The organism is Flavobacterium bizetiae, assembly GCF_902804475.1.
In the GTDB taxonomy this organism is placed as follows: domain Bacteria; phylum Bacteroidota; class Bacteroidia; order Flavobacteriales; family Flavobacteriaceae; genus Flavobacterium; species Flavobacterium bizetiae.
On record NZ_CADCSU010000183.1, the window covers coordinates 19,451 to 39,022 of the forward strand.

The 19,572-nt window shown below is 32.8% G+C and carries 18 protein-coding genes; 12 read left to right on the forward strand and 6 right to left on the reverse strand.

All coding sequences use genetic code 11. The features are described from left to right. Positions 1-257 precede the first annotated feature (257 nt). The 6 genes from FLACOL7796_RS22625 to porX form a co-directional block, all read right to left on the reverse strand. Positions 258-644: a DUF4258 domain-containing protein gene (locus FLACOL7796_RS22625; protein WP_173973045.1), complete on the reverse strand. Its 387-nt coding sequence runs from the start codon at positions 642-644 to the stop codon at positions 258-260. A gap of 36 nt (positions 645-680) precedes the next feature. Beyond that, positions 681-1,880, reverse strand: a complete 1,200-nt coding sequence (locus FLACOL7796_RS22630; RefSeq protein WP_065450091.1) for an alanine dehydrogenase — start codon at positions 1,878-1,880, stop codon at positions 681-683. A gap of 84 nt (positions 1,881-1,964) precedes the next feature. Continuing rightward, the gene (locus tag FLACOL7796_RS22635; protein ID WP_173973046.1) at positions 1,965-2,438 is read right to left on the reverse strand and encodes a GNAT family N-acetyltransferase; all 474 of its coding nucleotides are present in this window, start codon (positions 2,436-2,438) and stop codon (positions 1,965-1,967) included. Between the two features lie 11 nt (positions 2,439-2,449). Beyond that, positions 2,450-2,875, reverse strand: a complete 426-nt coding sequence (locus FLACOL7796_RS22640; protein WP_173973047.1) for a hypothetical protein — start codon at positions 2,873-2,875, stop codon at positions 2,450-2,452. Positions 2,876-2,879: 4 nt separating this feature from the next. Further along, positions 2,880-3,287, reverse strand: coding sequence for a tRNA (adenosine(37)-N6)-threonylcarbamoyltransferase complex ATPase subunit type 1 TsaE (gene tsaE, locus FLACOL7796_RS22645; RefSeq protein WP_173973048.1), 408 nt, complete (start codon positions 3,285-3,287; stop codon positions 2,880-2,882). Positions 3,288-3,371: 84 nt separating this feature from the next. Next, entirely contained in the window at positions 3,372-4,925 is a 1,554-nt protein-coding gene (gene porX / locus FLACOL7796_RS22650) for a T9SS response regulator signal transducer PorX (RefSeq protein WP_173973049.1), read from the reverse strand. 221 nt (positions 4,926-5,146) lie between these two features. Between porX and FLACOL7796_RS22655 the strand changes: the two genes are divergently transcribed. The 12 genes from FLACOL7796_RS22655 to FLACOL7796_RS22710 all read left to right on the forward strand — a co-directional run bounded on the left by FLACOL7796_RS22655 (position 5,147) and on the right by FLACOL7796_RS22710 (position 19,566). Then, entirely contained in the window at positions 5,147-6,376 is a 1,230-nt protein-coding gene (locus tag FLACOL7796_RS22655; protein ID WP_173973050.1) for an HD domain-containing protein, read from the forward strand. Positions 6,377-6,415: 39 nt separating this feature from the next. After that, positions 6,416-7,459 (forward strand): UDP-3-O-(3-hydroxymyristoyl)glucosamine N-acyltransferase, encoded by a 1,044-nt coding sequence (lpxD, locus tag FLACOL7796_RS22660; RefSeq protein WP_173973051.1) that lies wholly within the window; start codon positions 6,416-6,418, stop codon positions 7,457-7,459. Continuing rightward, positions 7,452-8,840 (forward strand): bifunctional UDP-3-O-[3-hydroxymyristoyl] N-acetylglucosamine deacetylase/3-hydroxyacyl-ACP dehydratase, encoded by a 1,389-nt coding sequence (locus FLACOL7796_RS22665; RefSeq protein WP_065450304.1) that lies wholly within the window; start codon positions 7,452-7,454, stop codon positions 8,838-8,840. The genes lpxD and FLACOL7796_RS22665 overlap by 8 nt, the downstream gene beginning before the upstream one ends. 75 nt (positions 8,841-8,915) lie before the next feature. Then, a complete protein-coding gene (lpxA, locus tag FLACOL7796_RS22670) occupies positions 8,916-9,701 on the forward strand; it encodes an acyl-ACP--UDP-N-acetylglucosamine O-acyltransferase (protein WP_065450097.1) in 786 nt (261 codons plus the stop codon). Between the two features lie 125 nt (positions 9,702-9,826). After that, positions 9,827-10,393 carry an elongation factor P gene (gene efp, locus FLACOL7796_RS22675; protein ID WP_099712374.1) on the forward strand — a complete coding sequence of 189 codons (567 nt, stop codon included), beginning with the start codon at positions 9,827-9,829 and terminating at the stop codon, positions 10,391-10,393. 91 nt (positions 10,394-10,484) lie between these two features. Further along, complete coding sequence (locus tag FLACOL7796_RS22680) at positions 10,485-11,414, forward strand: UDP-3-O-(3-hydroxymyristoyl)glucosamine N-acyltransferase (protein WP_173973052.1); 930 nt, start codon at positions 10,485-10,487, stop codon at positions 11,412-11,414. A gap of 1 nt (position 11,415) precedes the next feature. Beyond that, positions 11,416-11,778: a nuclear transport factor 2 family protein gene (locus tag FLACOL7796_RS22685; protein WP_173973053.1), complete on the forward strand. Its 363-nt coding sequence runs from the start codon at positions 11,416-11,418 to the stop codon at positions 11,776-11,778. 84 nt (positions 11,779-11,862) lie between these two features. Further along, the gene (sucD, locus tag FLACOL7796_RS22690; protein WP_065450100.1) at positions 11,863-12,735 is read left to right on the forward strand and encodes a succinate--CoA ligase subunit alpha; all 873 of its coding nucleotides are present in this window, start codon (positions 11,863-11,865) and stop codon (positions 12,733-12,735) included. Between the two features lie 145 nt (positions 12,736-12,880). Further along, complete coding sequence (locus tag FLACOL7796_RS22695) at positions 12,881-13,309, forward strand: hypothetical protein (protein ID WP_173973054.1); 429 nt, start codon at positions 12,881-12,883, stop codon at positions 13,307-13,309. Between the two features lie 457 nt (positions 13,310-13,766). Then, complete coding sequence (locus tag FLACOL7796_RS22700) at positions 13,767-14,378, forward strand: RNA polymerase sigma factor (RefSeq protein WP_173973055.1); 612 nt, start codon at positions 13,767-13,769, stop codon at positions 14,376-14,378. Between the two features lie 91 nt (positions 14,379-14,469). Then, positions 14,470-15,585 carry a FecR family protein gene (locus tag FLACOL7796_RS22705; protein WP_173973056.1) on the forward strand — a complete coding sequence of 372 codons (1,116 nt, stop codon included), beginning with the start codon at positions 14,470-14,472 and terminating at the stop codon, positions 15,583-15,585. A 237-nt stretch (positions 15,586-15,822) separates the two neighbouring features. Next, a complete protein-coding gene (locus tag FLACOL7796_RS22710) occupies positions 15,823-19,566 on the forward strand; it encodes a SusC/RagA family TonB-linked outer membrane protein (RefSeq protein WP_173973057.1) in 3,744 nt (1,247 codons plus the stop codon). Positions 19,567-19,572 lie beyond the last annotated feature (6 nt).

A 19,572-nucleotide genomic window follows, 5' to 3' on the forward strand; every position in this document is an offset into this window, starting at 1 on the left:
ACTTCCATAAATATTACAAATCTAAATTCGATTCGGTGCAATCTTCTCGTTTCTCAAAACTTATAAACCCGACGAGAATCTTGTTATAAAAATGATTGTCCTAGCCCCGATAGAAGTGGAAATCCTTTTGTGGCGGTGATCGCCACAAAAGATTACTTCGTCAGTTCGCTATCGCTCGGGTGGAGTGTATAGCGGGATTAGCTCCTAAAAAAAAACTTATTTTTATCATTAAAATCGAAATGACAAAAGAGGAAATTTTATTTTTCTACAGGTTTCTTAATAATTTCGTCTAAAACTGCTTTGTTTTCGTAGTTAATTACCTTTAGAATTACTTCCTGGTTTTTAACTGTTTTTCCTTCTATAATATATAATTTTCCTTTTTTGAACGGAACATTACTTTGATCAAAATCAACGTCTCCAAATTTCAAAGTGTTTTTAATATCGGCTGTATCAATCCATTTTTCATTTAAAGTCTGAACTGCTTTTTCAGAATATTGAAAAGGTTTTGTGCGCAAATTATTTAAAACTCTGGCATTAGGAAAGTAGTTGCAACGGGTGTCTTTTCCACTAAAAACAAGGGCTACAAAAAAGCATCCCATAACCAAACCAACTAAATAATAAGCGAAACGATGTGCGAACTTCATGAAATAAAATTTTTGCAAAGGTACATTAAAGTTCCCTTAAAATACAAGTAAATTGATATCGTTATCAGGTAAATCAAACCATTCGCCAATTGCTTTATTGGTTAAAATTCCGTGATAGAGATAAATTCCGTTTTTTAAACCTTTATTGCATCTTATAGCACTTTCTAAACCACCATCTTCGGCTATTTGAAGTAAATACGGAGTTAAGATGTTACTAATTGATAATGAGGCGGTTTTGGAATATCTTGAAGGAATGTTTGGTACGCAATAGTGTAAAACATTACTTTTTATAAAGGTGGGTTTCTCGTGAGTGGTAACTTCTGAGGTTTCGAAACAACCTCCGGTATCGATACTTACATCTACAATTACGGCGCCTTTTTTCATGTGCTCGACCATAGTTTCTGTCACTATAATCGGACAACGTTCTTTTCCGCGCATGGCACCAATGGCAACATCGCAACGTCTTAACGCTTTCAATAATGCTTTTTGTTGTACGGTTGAAGTAAAGATTCGTTGGTTTAAATTATTTTGTAAACGGCGTAATTTTGTGATCGAATTGTCGAAAACTTTTACATTTGCTCCTAAACCAATGGCGGTTTTTGCAGCAAATTCACCAACGGTTCCAGCTCCCAGAATAACAACTTCGGTAGGAGGGACGCCAGTAATGTTTCCGAATAATAAGCCTTTTCCGAATTCGTCTGTAATCATCAATTCAGCCGCAATAAGTATCGAAGCTGTTCCTGCGATTTCGCTCAATGATTTTACGGCAGGATAAGATCCGTCTTCGTCTTTGATGTATTCAAAAGCAAGTGCTGTAATTTTTTTTTGCGCCAAAGCTTCGAAATATTCTTTCTTTTTGGTTTTTAGCTGGATAGCCGAAATGATAATCGTTTCAGGATTGATCATTTTAATTTCTGCTATAGTAGGAGGTTCTACTTTTAGCAGCATTGGACAGCCAAAAACTTTTTTGGTATCTTTTGTTACTTCCGCTCCCGCATCAGAGTATTCTTTGTCTGAATAACTAGAACTTTCTCCGGCTCCGGATTCTATCATAACGCGATGACCTTCGTAAGTCAGCGAGTTTACAGCATCTGGAGTTAAGCAAATACGACGTTCCTGATAACTTGTTTCTTTAGGTATTCCTATAAAAAGTTCTCTCTTGAATCGGCCAACTTCAAGTTTTTCTTCTTGTGGCAACAATTGTTGTTTCGTAAATGGAGTTAAGGTGATTGACATGGGTTGTGCGAAAAATTAAGAGTACAAATTACGTAAAAAGTTTTAAAATCAGTGTAAAAATTCTGCTAATACTATGTCATGAAATTAAGGGATGTTTTTTTGCATTTTAATATCGGCTCTTTCATAATTTACATTTCCGAGTGGAACTTCAGCAAAACCGAATTTTTCATATAAATGAATTGCCGGAAGTAATTTTCGATTTGAATACAAAATAAGTTTATTGATATTGTTTTCTTCAGCTACGACCAAACAATGAGTTAGTAATTTGTTTCCAATTCCAAGGCCTTGTATTTTGCCTGAAACCGCCATTTTACTTAATTCAAAAGTATTTTCGTCAACTTTCATTAAAGAAACAGTTCCGATAATTTCGTCATTATATTTGGCATAGAATATTAATCCGCCTTTATCAATAATTTCTTCTTGCGGATTAGAAAGTACTATTTCATCTTTTTCCTCTACTCTAAAATACTTTTGAAGCCATTCTATGTTTAAGGTTTTGATGTGGTCTTTTAAATCTTGAGAAAAAGGGATTATTTCTACTGTATTTTGGGTATTCATTCAGTCTGATTTTATTCGTAAACTACTTCTATTTCAAACAATTCTTCTGAACTTGCCTTATTGCCATTACTATTCAAATATAAAACTTGGAAAGAAGTTCTTTTTCTTTTTGGATCCATCAAAAACATCACGGGGAATGTTATTGGATTTCTACTGCCAATATTCTTTCCAGCCATTGTAACTTTATTATCTTTTGATTTTAGCATTATTCCTGTCAAGCAATCATGACATGGAGTGTCTGAATAGTACTTTACTGTAATAGAATCGCCAATTTTGTAATCACTTGCTTTTAAAATAAGCGGAGATTTATTAGTATATCCATTATATTCTTTGATTTTTATTTTATTATAAAAAACATGCCAAACATTTATTGTATCAGAAGCTTTGCAAAAGCTAGAAATTAGAAAAAATGCAATAAGGATTTTTAATTTCTTCATGCTTTTAAATTAATTCTAAACTTCTTTTTCCATCAGCCAATAACTCAATATTAATTATAGAAGTTTCTTCAGGAAGTAAACTTGCAATTTTTTCAGACCATTCGATAAAACACCAATTTCCGGAATACAAATAATCATCAACTCCCATATCGAGGGCTTCGGTTTCTTTGTTTAATCGATAGAAATCAAAATGATAAACGATTTGATTATTAGAGGTATAGTATTCATTCACTAAAGAAAAAGTCGGGCTGCTTGTCGCATCTTGAACTCCAAGACTTTTACATAATTGCTTAATTAAAGTAGTTTTTCCAACGCCCATTTCTCCATTAAAAAGAATAATTTTCTTTGGATTTTGTGCTAAAATTTGCTCTGCTACTTCTTTAATTTGATCTAGTGAAAAAACGATATTCATTGCTTATATTTATTGTTAAATAAGTCTCAGTCGCAGTTCTAAGTCTCAGTTGAAAACTGAAAACTGCGACTGAAAACTCTTTTTTTATTTAGGGTTAAATACTAAAAACGGAATAATCATTTCTTCTAATGAGATTCCGCCATGCTGATATGTATTTCTATAATAACTCACATAATGATTGTAATTGTTTACGTAGGCTAAAAAGAAATCATTTTTTGCAAATATAAACGAACTACTCATGTTTATAGCAGGCAAACCAATATCTTTTGGTTCTTTTACAACATATACATCTTTTTGCTCGTATGTTAAACTACGTCCGGTTTTGTAACGCAAATTCAAGCTTGTGTTTTTATCTCCAACCACTTTTGACGGGTTTTTGACATTAATTGTTCCGTGATCAGTAGTCAGGATTAATTTAAAACCTAAAAGTTGCGCTTGCTGGATAATCTCTAATAACGGAGAGTTTTTGAACCAGCTTAAAGTTAGTGAGCGATAGGCTTTATCATCAGAAGCAAGTTCTTTTACAACGTCCATTTCAGTTTTTGCGTGAGATAACATGTCTACGAAATTGTATACAACCGTAACCAAATCATTGCCTTTTAGAGCTTTGAAGTTTTCTGCGAGTTTTTTTCCGCCGGCATAATTGGTGATTTTAAAATAGTCCTCTTTAATGTTTAAGCCTAAACGTTTTAATTGCGCTGATAGAAATTCGGCTTCATAAAGGTTTTTTCCACCATCTTCGACATCATTTTTCCAATATTGCGGAAATTGTTTTTCCATTTCTGTTGGTAATAAACCAGAGAAAATGGCATTTCTTGCATATTGCGTTGCTGTTGGAAGTATAGAGAAATAAGGAACTTCTTTTTCTAATTTATAATAATTTGCCACAACGGTTTCGAAAGATTTCCATTGGTCGTAACGCAAATTATCAATTACTACAAATAATATAGGTTTGTCTTTCTTTTTAATTTCAGGAACTACCAATTCCTTGAATAAATTATGAGACTGAATAGGTTTATCTGCTTTTGGAGCAAACCAGTCTTCATAATTTCTTTCAATGTATTTTCCGAATTGGGAATTGGCTTCAACTTTTTGTGATTCAAGAATTTCTATCATTCCCTGATCGTTGATGTTTTCTAATTCTAATTCCCAGAAAATTAATTTTTTATACAACTCTACCCAATCTTCATAAGAATTGACCATCGCCATTTCCATAGAAATTTTTCTAAACTCTTTTTGATAATCCAGAGTAGTTTTCTCAGAAATCAATCTCGAATGATCGAGGTTTTTCTTTAAACTAAGTAAAATCTGATTGGGATTTACGGGTTTTATCAAATAATCAGCGATTTTAGAACCAATGGCTTCTTCCATTATATATTCTTCTTCGCTTTTGGTGATCATAATCATCGGTATTGCCGACTTTTTTTCTTTCATTTCAGAAAGGGTTTCCAGGCCACTCATTCCCGGCATGTTTTCATCAAGAAAAACAATGTCAAAATTATCTTCTTCAAATAAAGCAATGGCATCTAAACCATTGTTAGAAGTAGTTACAGCATAGTTTTTTTTCTCCAGAAATAATATATGTGGTTTCAAAAGATCGATTTCATCATCGACCCAAAGTATCTTTATCTTATCCATAAACGTGTTTAATTTTAATGCAATTTAAATGTATAGAACTTAAAAAGTATTAAAAATAGTATAAATTTCAGAATAACAAATAGTGATTTTTATATTAAAACTTTTTTGAATTTTAGTATTACATTGAAAATCACGACTATTTAATGTCAATTTTTAAATGAAAAACACCAAGCTGTTTATAGTTATTTACTTATATTTGTTGACCTAAAAATAACCAAATAGTGACTCATATCAATAAGTTAAAAATATTCAATGATCCCATTTACGGGTTTATTTCTATCCCTAACGAACTTATTTACGACTTAATTCAGCATCCGTATTTTCAGCGTTTACGCCGTATTTCACAAATGGGAATGTCGTATTTGGTTTATCCCGGTGCTAATCATACGCGTTTTCATCATGCTTTGGGCTGTATGCATTTAATGCAAAAAGCCGTAGAAACACTTCGTTTTAAAGGAGTTGCTATTTCGAGTGATGAAGAATGTGCTTTGCTAATCGCTATTTTACTTCACGACATTGGGCACGGGCCATTTTCGCATGCAATGGAAAAAAGTATTGTCGAAGATGTAAATCATGAGGCGATTTCTTTGTTGTTCATGAATCAGTTAAATGATGAGTTTGACGGAAAACTAAGCTTAGCAATTCAGGTTTTTAAAGGAGAATATCACAGAAAATTCATGTTGCAATTGATTTCAAGTCAATTGGATATGGATCGAATGGACTATTTAAAACGTGATAGTTTTTATACCGGAGTTGCTGAAGGAAATGTCAATTCTGAGCGTTTAATTCAGATGATGAATGTTGTTGATGGTGTTTTGGTAATTGAAGAAAAGGGAATTTATTCTGTAGAAAAATTCTTGCTTTCAAGAAGATTAATGTACTGGCAAGCTTATTTGCATAAAACAAGTTTGGTTGCAGAGTTAATTTTGATGAATGTGCTAAAAAGAGCCAAAGAATTAACATTAAAAGGAATTAATTTACCTTGCAGTGATCCTCTTTTGTATTTTATGCAAAATAAGGTCACTTTAGAGGATTTTGATGCCGAAAAACTAGATTTATTTTCGCAATTAGATGATTTTGATATCATTAGCGCTTTAAAAACATGGCAGAAGCAAGAAGACTTTGTGCTTTCTACTTTAAGTAAAATGTTGATTAATAGAGATTTATTAAAAATAAAATTAAGTGCTGAGAAAATTTCGGCAGAAGAATCTCAATCTTTAAAAGAAGAATTTGCTAACGCGCACCATATTACGCAGTTAGAAGCCGGATATTTTATTTTTAGAGGAAAAATAAAAAATCAGGCTTACAGTAAAGAAGCGGAACCTATACGAATTTTGAAAAAAGATAAAACAATTGAGGATGTTGTCGAAGCTTCTGATCAGCTGAATTTGAAATCGTTATCTAAATTGGTTACAAAATATTACATCTGTTTTCCAAAACAACTTATCTAAAATTAACATTTAAAATCTATTTTTTATATTTTTGTCGCAATGAAATTTACAGCAGAACAAATAGCAGGAATTTTAGAAGGAGAAGTTGTTGGGAATCCCAATGCAGAAGTTTCTCGGCTGTCTAAAATAGAAGAAGGCGAGGAAGGATCACTTACTTTTTTGGCTAATCCCAAATATATCAATTACATATATACTACAAAAGCATCAGTTACTATTGTTAATGATAGTTTTGTACCAGATGCAGAAATCACTACGACTTTAATAAAAGTAGAAGATGCTTACGCGTCTTTTTCTAAGCTTTTACAATTTTATAATCAGGTAAAATTGAATAAAAACGGAATAGAAGCGCAATCTTTTATGTCTGAAGGAACTAAATATGGCGAGAATTTATACCTGGGAAGCTTTAGTTATATAGGACAAAATGTGGTTTTAGGTGATAATGTAAAAATTTATCCAAACAGTTTTATTGGCGATAATGTTGTTATTGGCGATAATGTGTATATTTTTGCAGGCGCCAAAATTTATTCTGAAACTATAATTGGTAACAATTGTACGATTCATTCAGGAGCTATTATTGGTGCAGATGGTTTTGGTTTTGTGCCAAACGATGAAGGTGTATATAGTAAAGTTCCTCAAATAGGTAACGTTGTTATTGAAGACAATGTAGATATTGGAGCAAATACCACGATAGACAGAGCAACTCTTGGTTCTACAATAATTAGAAAAGGAGTTAAATTAGACAATCAAATTCAGATTGCTCATAATGTAGAAATTGGTAGAAATACTGTAATTGCTGGCCAGACAGGCGTAGCAGGTTCTACAAAAATAGGCGAAAACTGTATGATTGGCGGGCAAGTAGGTATCGCAGGCCACTTAATTATAGGTAATAATGTTAGATTGCAGGCTCAGTCAGGAGTAGCAAGAAACATTAAAGATGATGAAACACTGCAAGGAACACCGTCTCTTGCATATACTGATTTTAATAAATCGTATGTTCATTTCAAGAATCTGCCTAAAATTGTAGCTGAAGTTGAAGAATTAAAAAAACAAATAATAAACCCAAAAAATGGAAATAATGGTTAAACAGAAGACCATCAAAAATGAAATTTCACTAACAGGCGTTGGATTACACACTGGAAAAGAAGTTACAATGACTTTTAAACCAGCTCCAATTAATAATGGTTTCACTTTTGTAAGAGTAGATTTGCAAGGTCAGCCCGTGATCGAAGCAGATGCTAACTACGTTGTTAATACGCAAAGAGGTACAAATTTAGAAAAACTTGGTGTAAAAATTCAAACTCCGGAACACGTTTTAGCGGCTTTAGTTGGTTGTGATCTGGATAACGTTATTATAGAATTAAATGCCTCTGAACTTCCTATTATGGATGGTTCATCAAAATATTTTGTTGAAGCGATTGAAAATGCCGGTATTGAAGAACAAGATGCTAAACGTAATGTTTATGTGGTAAAAGAAGTAATTTCTTTTACTGATGAAACTACAGGAAGCGAAATCTTAGTAATGCCAAGTGATGATTATCAGGTAACTGCAATGGTAGATTTTGGTACTAAAGTTTTAGGTACTCAAAATGCAACTATGAAAAGTATTGCCGATTTTAAAGAAGAAATTGCTAATTCAAGAACTTTTAGCTTCTTGCACGAATTAGAATCTCTTTTAGAAAACGGATTAATTAAAGGTGGAGATTTAAATAATGCTATTGTTTATGTAGATAAAGAGATCTCTGAATCTACAATGGAGAATTTAAAGAAAGCTTTTGGAAAAGACAAAATTTCGGTTAAGCCAAATGGTGTTTTAGACAACTTAACTTTACATTATCCAAACGAGGCTGCAAGACACAAATTACTTGATGTTGTTGGAGATTTATCTTTGATTGGAGTTAGAATTCAAGGGAAAATTATTGCTAACAAACCTGGGCATTACGTAAATACGCAGTTTGCCAAAAAATTAGCAAAAATTATTAAAATTGAACAAAGAAATCATGTTCCGGTTTACGATTTAAACTTGGAGCCATTGATGGATATTCATAAAATTATGGCAGTTTTGCCACACAGACCTCCATTTTTATTAATTGACAGAATTATAGAAATGTCTGACAGTCATGTTGTGGGTATGAAAAATGTAACGATGAACGAAAATTTCTTCGTAGGACATTTTCCTGAAGCTCCAGTAATGCCGGGTGTTTTAATTGTTGAAGCTATGGCGCAAACAGGTGGGATTTTAGTGTTAAGCACAGTTCCGGATCCTGAAAATTATTTGACATATTTTATGAAAATAGATAATGTTAAGTTCAAACATAAAGTATTGCCTGGTGATACCTTAATTTTCAAATGCGAATTAATTTCTCCTATCAGAAGAGGAATTTGTCATATGCAGGCAAATGCTTACGCAAATGGAAAGTTGGTAACAGAGGCAGAATTAATGGCTCAAATTGCAAGAAAACAATAATAATTTAATCAAATTTATTGTTTACGTTTGTTGCCCAAATTAGCCTATTTTAATATTAAAATATAAAACTCACAGATGAATCAACCATTAGCATATGTTCATCCCGGCGCGAAAATCGCTAAAAACGTTGTAATTGAGCCTTTTACAACAATTCACAATAATGTTATTATTGGTGATGGTACGTGGATTGGTTCAAATGTAACCATCATGGAAGGTGCGCGAATTGGAAAAAATTGTAATATTTTTCCAGGAGCAGTAATTTCTGCAGTACCACAGGATTTAAAATTTGGAGGAGAAGATTCTTTAGCTATTATAGGAGATAATTGTACTATTAGAGAATGTGTAACAATCAATAGAGGTACAGTTGCTTCAGGGCAGACAATTTTAGGTAATAACTGTTTAGTTATGGCTTATGCTCACATTGCTCACGATTGCGAGATTGGTAATAACGCTATTATCGTAAACGGTGTTGCTTTGGCTGGTCACGTTGTGGTTGGTAATCACGCTGTAATTGGTGGTTTAGCAGCTATTCACCAGTTTATTCATATTGGAGATCACGCTATGATTTCTGGCGGATCATTGGTAAGAAAAGATGTTCCTCCTTATACAAAAGCGGCAAAAGAGCCGTTATCGTATGTAGGAATCAATTCAGTTGGTTTAAGAAGAAGAGGATTTACTACTGAGAAAATCAGAGAAATTCAGGAAATTTACAGAATTTTATACCAAAAGAATTACAATACAACACAAGCTTTAAGTATTATTGAAGCTGAAATGGAAGCCACTCCTGAGAGAGATGAAATTCTGGATTTTATTAGAAATTCGTCAAGAGGAATCATGAAAGGTTATTCAGGAAATTATTAATTTTAGAGTTTAGATTTTTAAACTGTATATTTAAAATTAAAAATAGAATTATTAAAATAAAAGAATGGAAGGTTTATTCTATAGAGAATCTAAAATCTACATTCTAAAATCTAAAATAAAAACAAATGGCATCTACATCAGATATTAGAAATGGATTGTGTATTAAATTTAATCACGATATCTATAAAATAGTCGAATTTCTTCACGTAAAACCTGGAAAAGGTCCAGCTTTCGTAAGAACAAAATTAAGAAGTTTAACTACAGGAAGAGTATTAGATAATACATTTTCTGCTGGGCACAAAATCGACGTTATTCGTGTAGAAACACATAATTATCAGTTTTTATATGCTGAAGGAGATGAGTTTCATTTTATGAATACAGAATCTTTTGAGCAAATTTCTTTGAATAAAAATATCTTAGATGCTCCGGGATTATTAAAAGAAGGAACTAGTGTAATGGTTCAGGTAAATACTGAAACTGATTTACCATTATCTGTAGATATGCCATCTTCTGTAATTCTTGAAGTTACTTATGCTGAGCCAGGAGTAAAAGGAAATACAGCTACAAACGCTACAAAAAATGCAACAGTAGAAACTGGAGCATCTGTAAACGTTCCGTTGTTCATCAACGAAGGTGATAAAATTAAAATTGATACCGCTTCAGGTTCTTACATGGAGCGTGTAAAAGAGTAGTTTTTATAAGTTTTCAGTTTTCAGTCACAGTTTTTCAGTTTGTTGATTGAAAACTGAGACTGAAAACTGAGACTAAAAACGAAATAAATATATGAAATTTCCAAAGATTCATTCTTTACAAGAAATTGCAAATTTGCTTCAATGCGAATTTATTGGCAACCCAAACTTTCCGGTTTCAGGCATGAACGAAATACATGTTGTTGAGCCAGGAGATATAGTTTTTGTTGACCATCCGAAATACTATGACAAAGCTTTACAATCGGCTGCTACTATTGTTTTAATTAATAAAAAAGTAGATTGCCCTGAAGGAAAAGCACTTCTAATCTCTGATGATCCTTTTAGAGATTTTAATACACTGACCAAACATTTTAGACCTTTTCAGGCTACAAACGTATCTATTGCTCTTTCTGCAACTATAGGAGAAGGAACTGTAATACAGCCTAATTGTTTTATTGGAAACAATGTTACAATTGGTAAAAACTGTCTAATACATCCTAATGTGACTATTTACGATCATACAGTAATTGGTGATAATGTAATGATTCATGCGGGAACTATTTTAGGAGCAGACGCTTTCTATTATAAAAAGCGTCCGGATGGTTTTGATCAGTTAATTTCTGGCGGAAGGGTTGTAATTGAAGATAATGTTGGTATTGGTGCACTTTGTACGATTGACAAAGGCGTAACAGGCGATACGACAATTGGAGCAGGAACAAAATTAGACAATCAGGTACATGTTGGGCATGATACTGTGATTGGAAAAAAATGTTTAATTGCTTCGCAAACAGGTATTGCAGGTTGTGTTATTATCGAAGACGAAGTAACTATCTGGGGACAGGTTGGAACCACAAGCGGAATCACAATAGGAGCGAAGGCTGTTATTATGGGACAAACCGGAGTTACCAAATCAATTGAAGGAGGAAAATCTTATTTTGGTACTCCAATCGAAGAATCAAGAGAAAAGTTGAAACAATTAGCTAATATCAAAAAGATTCCTGAAATTTTAAATAAATTGAAGTAATATGTCTATTAAAGAATTTGTTCAAAAATTTTATAAGTCAGATGCCTTAATTGATAGCGAAGTAATGAAAACTTATTTGCATCCCGAGGTGAAATTAGACTGGCATAGTACGAAAGGATTAATCGAAATGGATTATAATTCGATGTTAGACATGGCCAATGAGCTTAGTCGTGCTTATGTGCGATCTAAGGTTAGAATAAGCCATATTCTGGCAGAGGATGACTTAGTTTCGATACGATATTCTCATTTTGTGAAAACGATTGAGAACCCAAGAGAAGAGATGTTATTAGCTCATTTTTCTACAATTTGGCAAATAAAAGATGATAAATTGTATCGCGGTTATCAAATGAGTCAATTTTCTTAATTTTTTTGAAGACAAAAAGGTTAAAATACGTTACAAAACCTTACTTTTGCATCACAATTTTAAAAACTACATAAAATATATATCATGAGTGTTTTAGTTAATAAAGATTCCAAAATAATTGTTCAAGGATTTACAGGAAGCGAAGGAACTTTCCACGCCTCTCAAATGATTGAGTACGGTACTAATGTTGTTGGTGGTGTTACTCCGGGTAAAGGAGGAACTAGCCATTTAGATCGTCCGGTTTTTAATACAGTAAAAGACGCTGTAGATCAAGCTGGTGCAGATACATCTATCATTTTCGTACCACCAGCTTTTGCTGCTGATGCAATTATGGAAGCTGCTGATGCTGGAATTAAAGTAATTATTGCTATTACAGAAGGAATTCCTGTAGCAGATATGATTAAAGCAAATAATTATGTTAAAGAAAGAAATTCTAGATTAATCGGACCTAACTGTCCAGGAGTTATTACTCCGGGTGAAGCTAAAGTTGGTATTATGCCAGGTTTTGTTTTCAAAAAAGGAACAGTTGGTATCGTTTCTAAATCAGGAACTTTAACTTACGAAGCTGCTGACCAGGTTGTAAAACAAGGTTTAGGAATTACTACAGCTATTGGTATTGGTGGAGATCCAATTATTGGAACTACAACTAAAGAAGCTGTTGAATTATTAATGAACGATCCAGAAACTGAAATCATCATTATGATTGGTGAAATTGGTGGTCAATTAGAAGCTGATGCTGCTAAATGGGTTAAAGCTGATGGTAACCGTAAACCAGTTGTTGGTTTTATCGCTGGAGAAACTGCTCCTGCTGGTAGAACAATGGGTCACGCAGGTGCTATTGTTGGTGGTTCTGATGATACAGCTGCTGCTAAAAAACAAATTATGAGAGACAACGGAATTCACGTTGTTGATTCACCAGCTGAAATTGGTAAAAAAGTGAAAGAAATACTTGGATAATCTCCAATATTTGAAATAAAAAATTCCAAAAAAGTCTCAATGTTTTGTTGAGACTTTTTTACATTTTTAAAATGTTGGAATATAAATAAAAACTTAGCAACTTAGTCCCGATAGCTATCGGGATAGAAGCTTAAAAAAGAGAAATATGTACAAAGAATTAGAAAAATTTAAAGTAAGCAATAGTTTTACTTTTACTGTTGAAGATAGTTTAGAACAAGCTTGTAATGCTCCGGAATCTGGCGCTGGAGTTTTTGTAGTTTATGCTATTGAAGGAGATGCAAAAGAGTTGATCATGGTGGGTTCTACAGGGACAGTTCAAAACGATGGTACTTTGAAAAGTAAAAACGGTGGTTTATATGATAAAATCGTAAACGGACACCAATTTGCTAAAACTGGAAGAAAATATTCTTGGCCGGCACAAATGAAGTTAGAAAATATTGATGCTCTTGAAGTAGTTTGGTATGAAACTTTTAATGCAGATGTGAAAGCAATTCCAACTGCAGTTGAAGGACAAGTTTTGCAAAATTTCTTAGATGCAAATGCAAAATTACCAAGATGGAACGTGGCTTTCTAAGTCGGTTTTGTTAATAATATATTTAAAGCCTTACTACAATTTAGTAAGGCTTTTTTTTGCTCCATTATATTTTGGCAACTTAATTTTAAAATTAAAATAATCGCATTCTTTTTTATACTCAGCGAAAATTCTTGCTCAATATTCTTTTTCCGGAAAGTGTATTGATTACCTTTTGTTAAAATGTTAAAAATATCATAAAAATATATGGTAGTTTAATCTTACAATAATGTTGTTTTTGAAATTAATTTAATTTTTTTATTTCTACCTAACACCTCATTAAATCAGCAGCTATAGGCTATTTTCTATGTTAGGATTTGGGTTCTTCAATGTAAAAAAATTGGTTTTGTATTTTTGCTTTTATATATTTATCGCACAGAACTGGAGAATAATGTTAAAAAACTGTATTCTTTATGTTAAAACTAAGTGCTTATTTTCAAGAATTCTACCGCAAATTAATATGAAGACCAAAAATTTACAATTCAAAACTTTTGACGACATTACGCTTTGGAATAACTTGAAAGATGGAGATGAAAAATCATTCTCAACTTTATTTGAGAAATATTACGGAGATTTAGTTAACTACGGTAATTCGCTTTCTCCTTATGCTGAAAAAGTACAGGATTGTGTTCAGGATGTTTTTACTGATATCTGGGTATATCGCAACGGGCTGCAAAGTTCTGTTGTGGTAAAGGCTTATTTATTATCGAGTGTACGTAAAAGAATTGCGCGTTTGTACGAACGTGACCATATCTTTCGTAAAACTACCAGTACAGATTCTATAGCATTTTTGTTAGAGTTTTCGGTAGAGCATGAGCTTATCGATGATGATTATGCAACAAAAGAAAAAGTAGTTCATTTAAATAATTTACTTAACGATTTACCTCCACGTCAAAAAGAAGCGCTGTATTTGCGTTATCATCAAGGTCTAACAGTAGATCAGATCGCGGATATGCTTGATGTTAATTATCAATCGGCAAGTAATCTGTTACATCGCGGTTTGCTTACGTTACGTAAGGAGTGGAAAGGGAGTATTTCCTTAATTTTTGTACTATCTTCAATAGCTTGTTAAATTTATTTTAAAAAAATGTAAAAAAAATCACAATTTGGTGAGTATATAATAAGAGAGTTGTCCTCTATGTTTTTGTAACCTCATTTTTTAGATGCAAAAACGTAATAAATATACCGAAATTGAAGATTTTTTATCTGACGAATCATTCCAGTCATGGATTTTACTTAAAATTGACGAAGATGGTTGGGAAGAGTGGACTTTAGAAAGTCGCCAACGTGCTAAGTTGGTAGAAGATGCAAGATTGCTATTATTAGCTATGAAAGTGCCGGAAACTACTTTATCGGCACCAGATCTTCATAATGCTTTACAAACCACATGGATTAAAATTGAAGAAAAAGAAAATCAAAACAATTTAGTTCAGGATTCAAAAGTAAGATTCATTAGAAAAAGATTTTTTGGCTCAGTTGCAGCCGCCTTAGTGATGGGGTTGGTGTCAGTTTGGTTTTATCAAAATCGAGTTAGCCCGGAAAGCAAAGTCGTTACTTACAAAGAGCTTATAGACGAAAATAGTGAAGGATTGGTAGAACAAACCAACAATTCAAACAAACCACAAATCATCACATTATCTGATGGTAGTTCGGTTTTATTGCAACCCAACAGTAAATTAAGTTATCCTAAAATCTTTACCGGGAACGAAAGAAAGGTTTATCTGTCCGGCGAAGGTTTCTTTGAAATTAGTAAAAATCCTAAAAAGCCTTTTTTTGTTTATGCAAACGAAATTGTTACAAAGGTAGTTGGAACTAGTTTTAGAGTTAAAGCTTATTCTGATCAGCCTGATGTAGAAGTTCTTGTGCGCACCGGTAAAGTTAGGGTAAAATCAAATGATCTTGTATCGAGATCCAATCAGGAAGAAGTGATCTTGCTTCCTAATCAGGCCTTGCGTTTTTTACGTAGTGATTTAAGTTTTAATAAAATCACAAACATTACCCAGGACGAAACTTTGACTCGCAGTGTTGGTAATATTGAGCAGTTGAGTTTTGAATTTACTGATATTCCGGTAGCACAGATTCTTCAAACGATAGAACAAGCTTATCTGGTAGATATAGATTATCCTAAAGATAAATTGAAAGATTGCCACTTAACGACTTCACTTAGTGATCAGCCATTAACAGAAAAACTAAAAATTGTATGTAACAGCATAGGTAACAATACCAGTTTTGAAATGAATGGTAATCAAATTATTATAACATCTCAAGGATGTAATTAATTCTCTCTGTAACTGTAATTACGTAGCAGAATTAAATTAAGAAGTCCAAAAAAAAACTAAACCAAACTAAAACCAATAATAATAAATGCCTATGTAAAAGATGACAATGCAGAAAAAAAGTGCCGAAATGCTGTAACATTATCGACACTTAAATTAGTTGAATTTCTCTCTGTAAAGAGCAATTCATTACGTTTCAAAATACACTCGAATAAGTATTAATCAAAACAATCCAAAATTATGAAAAAACCAGTTGTTAAACAACGATTACTCCATCGAATCATGAAAATAACACTATTTCAGTTTGTCCTGGCACTCGTATTTTCAAGTGTTGCCATGGCAAATAATGTAAATGGGCAAAAAAAACTAGATACCAAGGTTACTATCAATGTTGCTAATTTAACATTAGACAATGCCTTGACGAAGTTAGAGAAGTCTGCTCATGTAAAATTTTCTTATAACTCAAGATTGCCTCAACTTACTCAAAAAGTAAGTATAGATGCTGATCAGGAAGCTCTTTCGAGTATTCTTAATCGTATCCTGGTACCTTTTAATATCACTTATACTGAAGTAAGTAATCAAATTGTTTTACAAAAAAATGCAGCGGCAGATTCTTTCAGCGCCGTAGAAGCAGGTAACTCTTTGTTTGAAATATTAACTGCAGGACCAATTATCAAGGGTGTAATTACTGATGCAAGCGGCAGCCCGCTTCCGGGAGCTACAGTAATGGTAAAAGGAACAAAACACGCGGTTCTTACTGATTTTGATGGTAGATTTACTATCGAAGTACCGTCAAATAACGACAAACTTGTAATTTCTTATGTTGGAATGGAGTCCAAAGAAATTGGTGTAGGAAATACTAATCCAACGATTGTTTTAAGTGAGGAAGGACAAAACTTAAAAGAAGTTGTAGTAACAACAGGTTACGAAAAAACATCAAAAAGAACTTTTACCGGAGCTATTAGTAAAATTTCCGGCGCTGAATTAAAAGTGGATGGAGTAGTAGATGTAAGTAGAATGATCGAGGGTAAAGCTGCCGGTGTTACGGTTCAGAACGTAACAGGAACATTTGGTACAGCTCCTAAAATTACTGTACGTGGATCTTCTTCTATTTTTGGTGATACAAAACCTTTATGGGTAATTGATGGTGTTGTTCAGGAAGATATTATTAATATTTCATTTGCTGATTTAGCATCAGGAAACTCTGAAACTTTATTAAGTTCTTCTGTAGCAGGTCTAAATGCAAATGACATACAAAATATAGAAATCCTTAAAGATGCATCAGCAACTTCTATCTATGGTTCTAGATCGTTAAATGGTGTTGTGGTTGTAACTACAAAACAAGGACGTAGAGATTCACCTTTAAAAGTGAGTTATTCTGTTGAAAATACAGTAAGAACCGTACCTAATTATTCTCAATATGATATTTTAAATTCTCAGGAAACTATGAGTATTTTAAAAGAATTAGAAGGATATAGCGGAAACGGTAAAGGATTTTTAGAGATAGCTTCATCTCTTAACGGAAGATTTGGTGGTGTTTATAATATTATGGCAAAGCAAATTGATACCTATAATAGAACAAATGGCCAGTATGGTGTTAGAAATGATGCTGTTAGCCGTAATCAATTTTTAAAGAAATATGAATTAGGTAATACAGACTGGTTTAGCGTATTATTCAGACCTTCAATTACTCAAAATCACTCTTTAAGCTTTTCAGGTGGTGGAAAAAATAATACATTTTACGCATCTCTTGGCTATTATAGTGATCCGGGATGGACTATTGCTGATAATGTAAAACAGTTAACTTCTAATATTAAAGGAACTTTCTTTGTAAATGACAAATTGAATATTACTTTATCTACAATGGGATCAGTACGTAATCAAACTGCTCCTGGAAGTTACGAGAGTAAATCAGATCCTGTATACGGAAGTGTAAACAGAGAGTTTGATATTAACCCGTTTAAATATGTTTTAAATACAAGCAGAACGTTAAGACCTTATGATGATAACGGAAATTTAGAGTATTACAGAAACAATTGGGCTCCTATGAATATTATTAACGAGCTTAATAATAACACATTAGATATCAAAGTAAATGACATTCGTTTTCAATTAGATTTAGAGTATAAAATAAACAAACATTTAACTTATAATCTAACAGGTTCTGCCCGATATGCAAATACATCAAGAGAGCACAAAGTTTACGAAGATTCAAACGTAGCAGCGGCTTATAAAGCAGGTACATCTTTAAGTGCAGAAGGAGAAAATTCAATCGTTCAGGAAGCAAATATCTTTTTGTACCAAGATCCGGATAACTTAACTAAACCAAAAATTTCAGTACTTCCAAATGGTGGATTCTTAAGAAAATTTACTAACGATATGACTTCTTATAACATTAGAAATAGTGTTAACTATAGAAATACATTCAATGAGAAACATGAATTAGAAGGTTTCTTTGGTACAGAACTTAGATCAGTAGACAGAAGCAGTGATAACTTTACAGCGGCAGGTCTTCAATTCGATAGAGGACTTACTCCTTTTATTGATCCTAGATTTATTACTAAAATTGTAAATGACGGGGATTCTTATTATGGATTTGATGCTGAAAGAGAAAGAACTGTTGGTTTCTTCGGCAAAGTTGGTTACACTTATGATCGTCGTTATACAGCATCTCTTACAGGTCGTTATGATGGTTCTAACAGACAAGGAAATAGCGGTTCTAACAGATGGTTGCCAACTTATACTGTAAGTGGTAAATGGAATGTTAGTGAAGAAGGTTTTATGAAAAATAATAAAACTATAAACAATTTAGCATTGAGAGCTTCTTACGGACTTACAGCTACTGCAGGACCTGCTACAAACTCATTAGCAATCTATAAAAGTTTTATCACAAACCGTCTTTTCTTACAAAACAGAGAGTCTGGAATATCTATTGATGAATTGCAAAATGGCGATTTAACATGGGAAAAACAATTTGAAACTAACATAGGTTTAGATCTTGGATTATTTAACAACAGAGTACAATTTGTAACTGATGTTTACAGCCGTAAAGCTTTTGATTTAGTTGATTTTGTAACTACTTCAGGTGTTGGAGGTCAAAGCATCAAACAAGGTAACAATGCCGATATGGAAACTAAAGGTCTTGAGATTGGTTTTACTACTCAAAATATTGTAACAAATAATTTTAAATGGTCGACTACATTAAACTTTTCAGTATACGATCAAAAAGTTACAAAATTACAAAACAAGCCATCAGCTTTTAGCTTAGTAAACGGAAATGGTGGGAATGCATTAGGAAGCCCAAGAAATTCAATTTATTCTTATGAGTTTACAGGATTAAATAATCAGGGATTGCCAACTTTTAAATTGCAGGATGGCGCTACTAATAATATGACAGCAGCTGATTTTCAAGATACAGATGATGTTACGAAATACCTAAAATACGAAGGTTCAATTGAGCCAAATAAATCTATAGGTTTAGCAAATACATTTACTTACAAAAGCTGGTCATTATATGTATTTATTGTGGGTTCAGGAGGAAATAAAGTTCGTTTAAACCCTGTATATGATAGTGTTTATGATGATTTAACGGTGTTTACAAAAGATTTTACAAATCGCTGGATAAATCCAGGTGATGAAAATATTACTAATATTCCTGTTATTGCTGACAAAAGATTAATAGATAATAACGGAGGTGAACGTACATTAGCAAAAGCATATAACACATATAATTATTCTGACGCGAGAATCGCTGATGGTGATTTTGTAAGATTAAAAAACATATCATTAGGTTGGGAATTCCCAAGAGATTTCAAGAAAAAATTAGGAGTAAGCACATTTACACTTAAAGCATCTGCAGTAAACCCTTGGTTGATTTATTCTGATAAAAAACTTAACGGTCAGGATCCGGAATTCCGTAACACAGGTGGTGTAGCTTTCCCGATCACATCTCAGTACACTTTTGCCATAAACCTTTCATTTTAATATAAT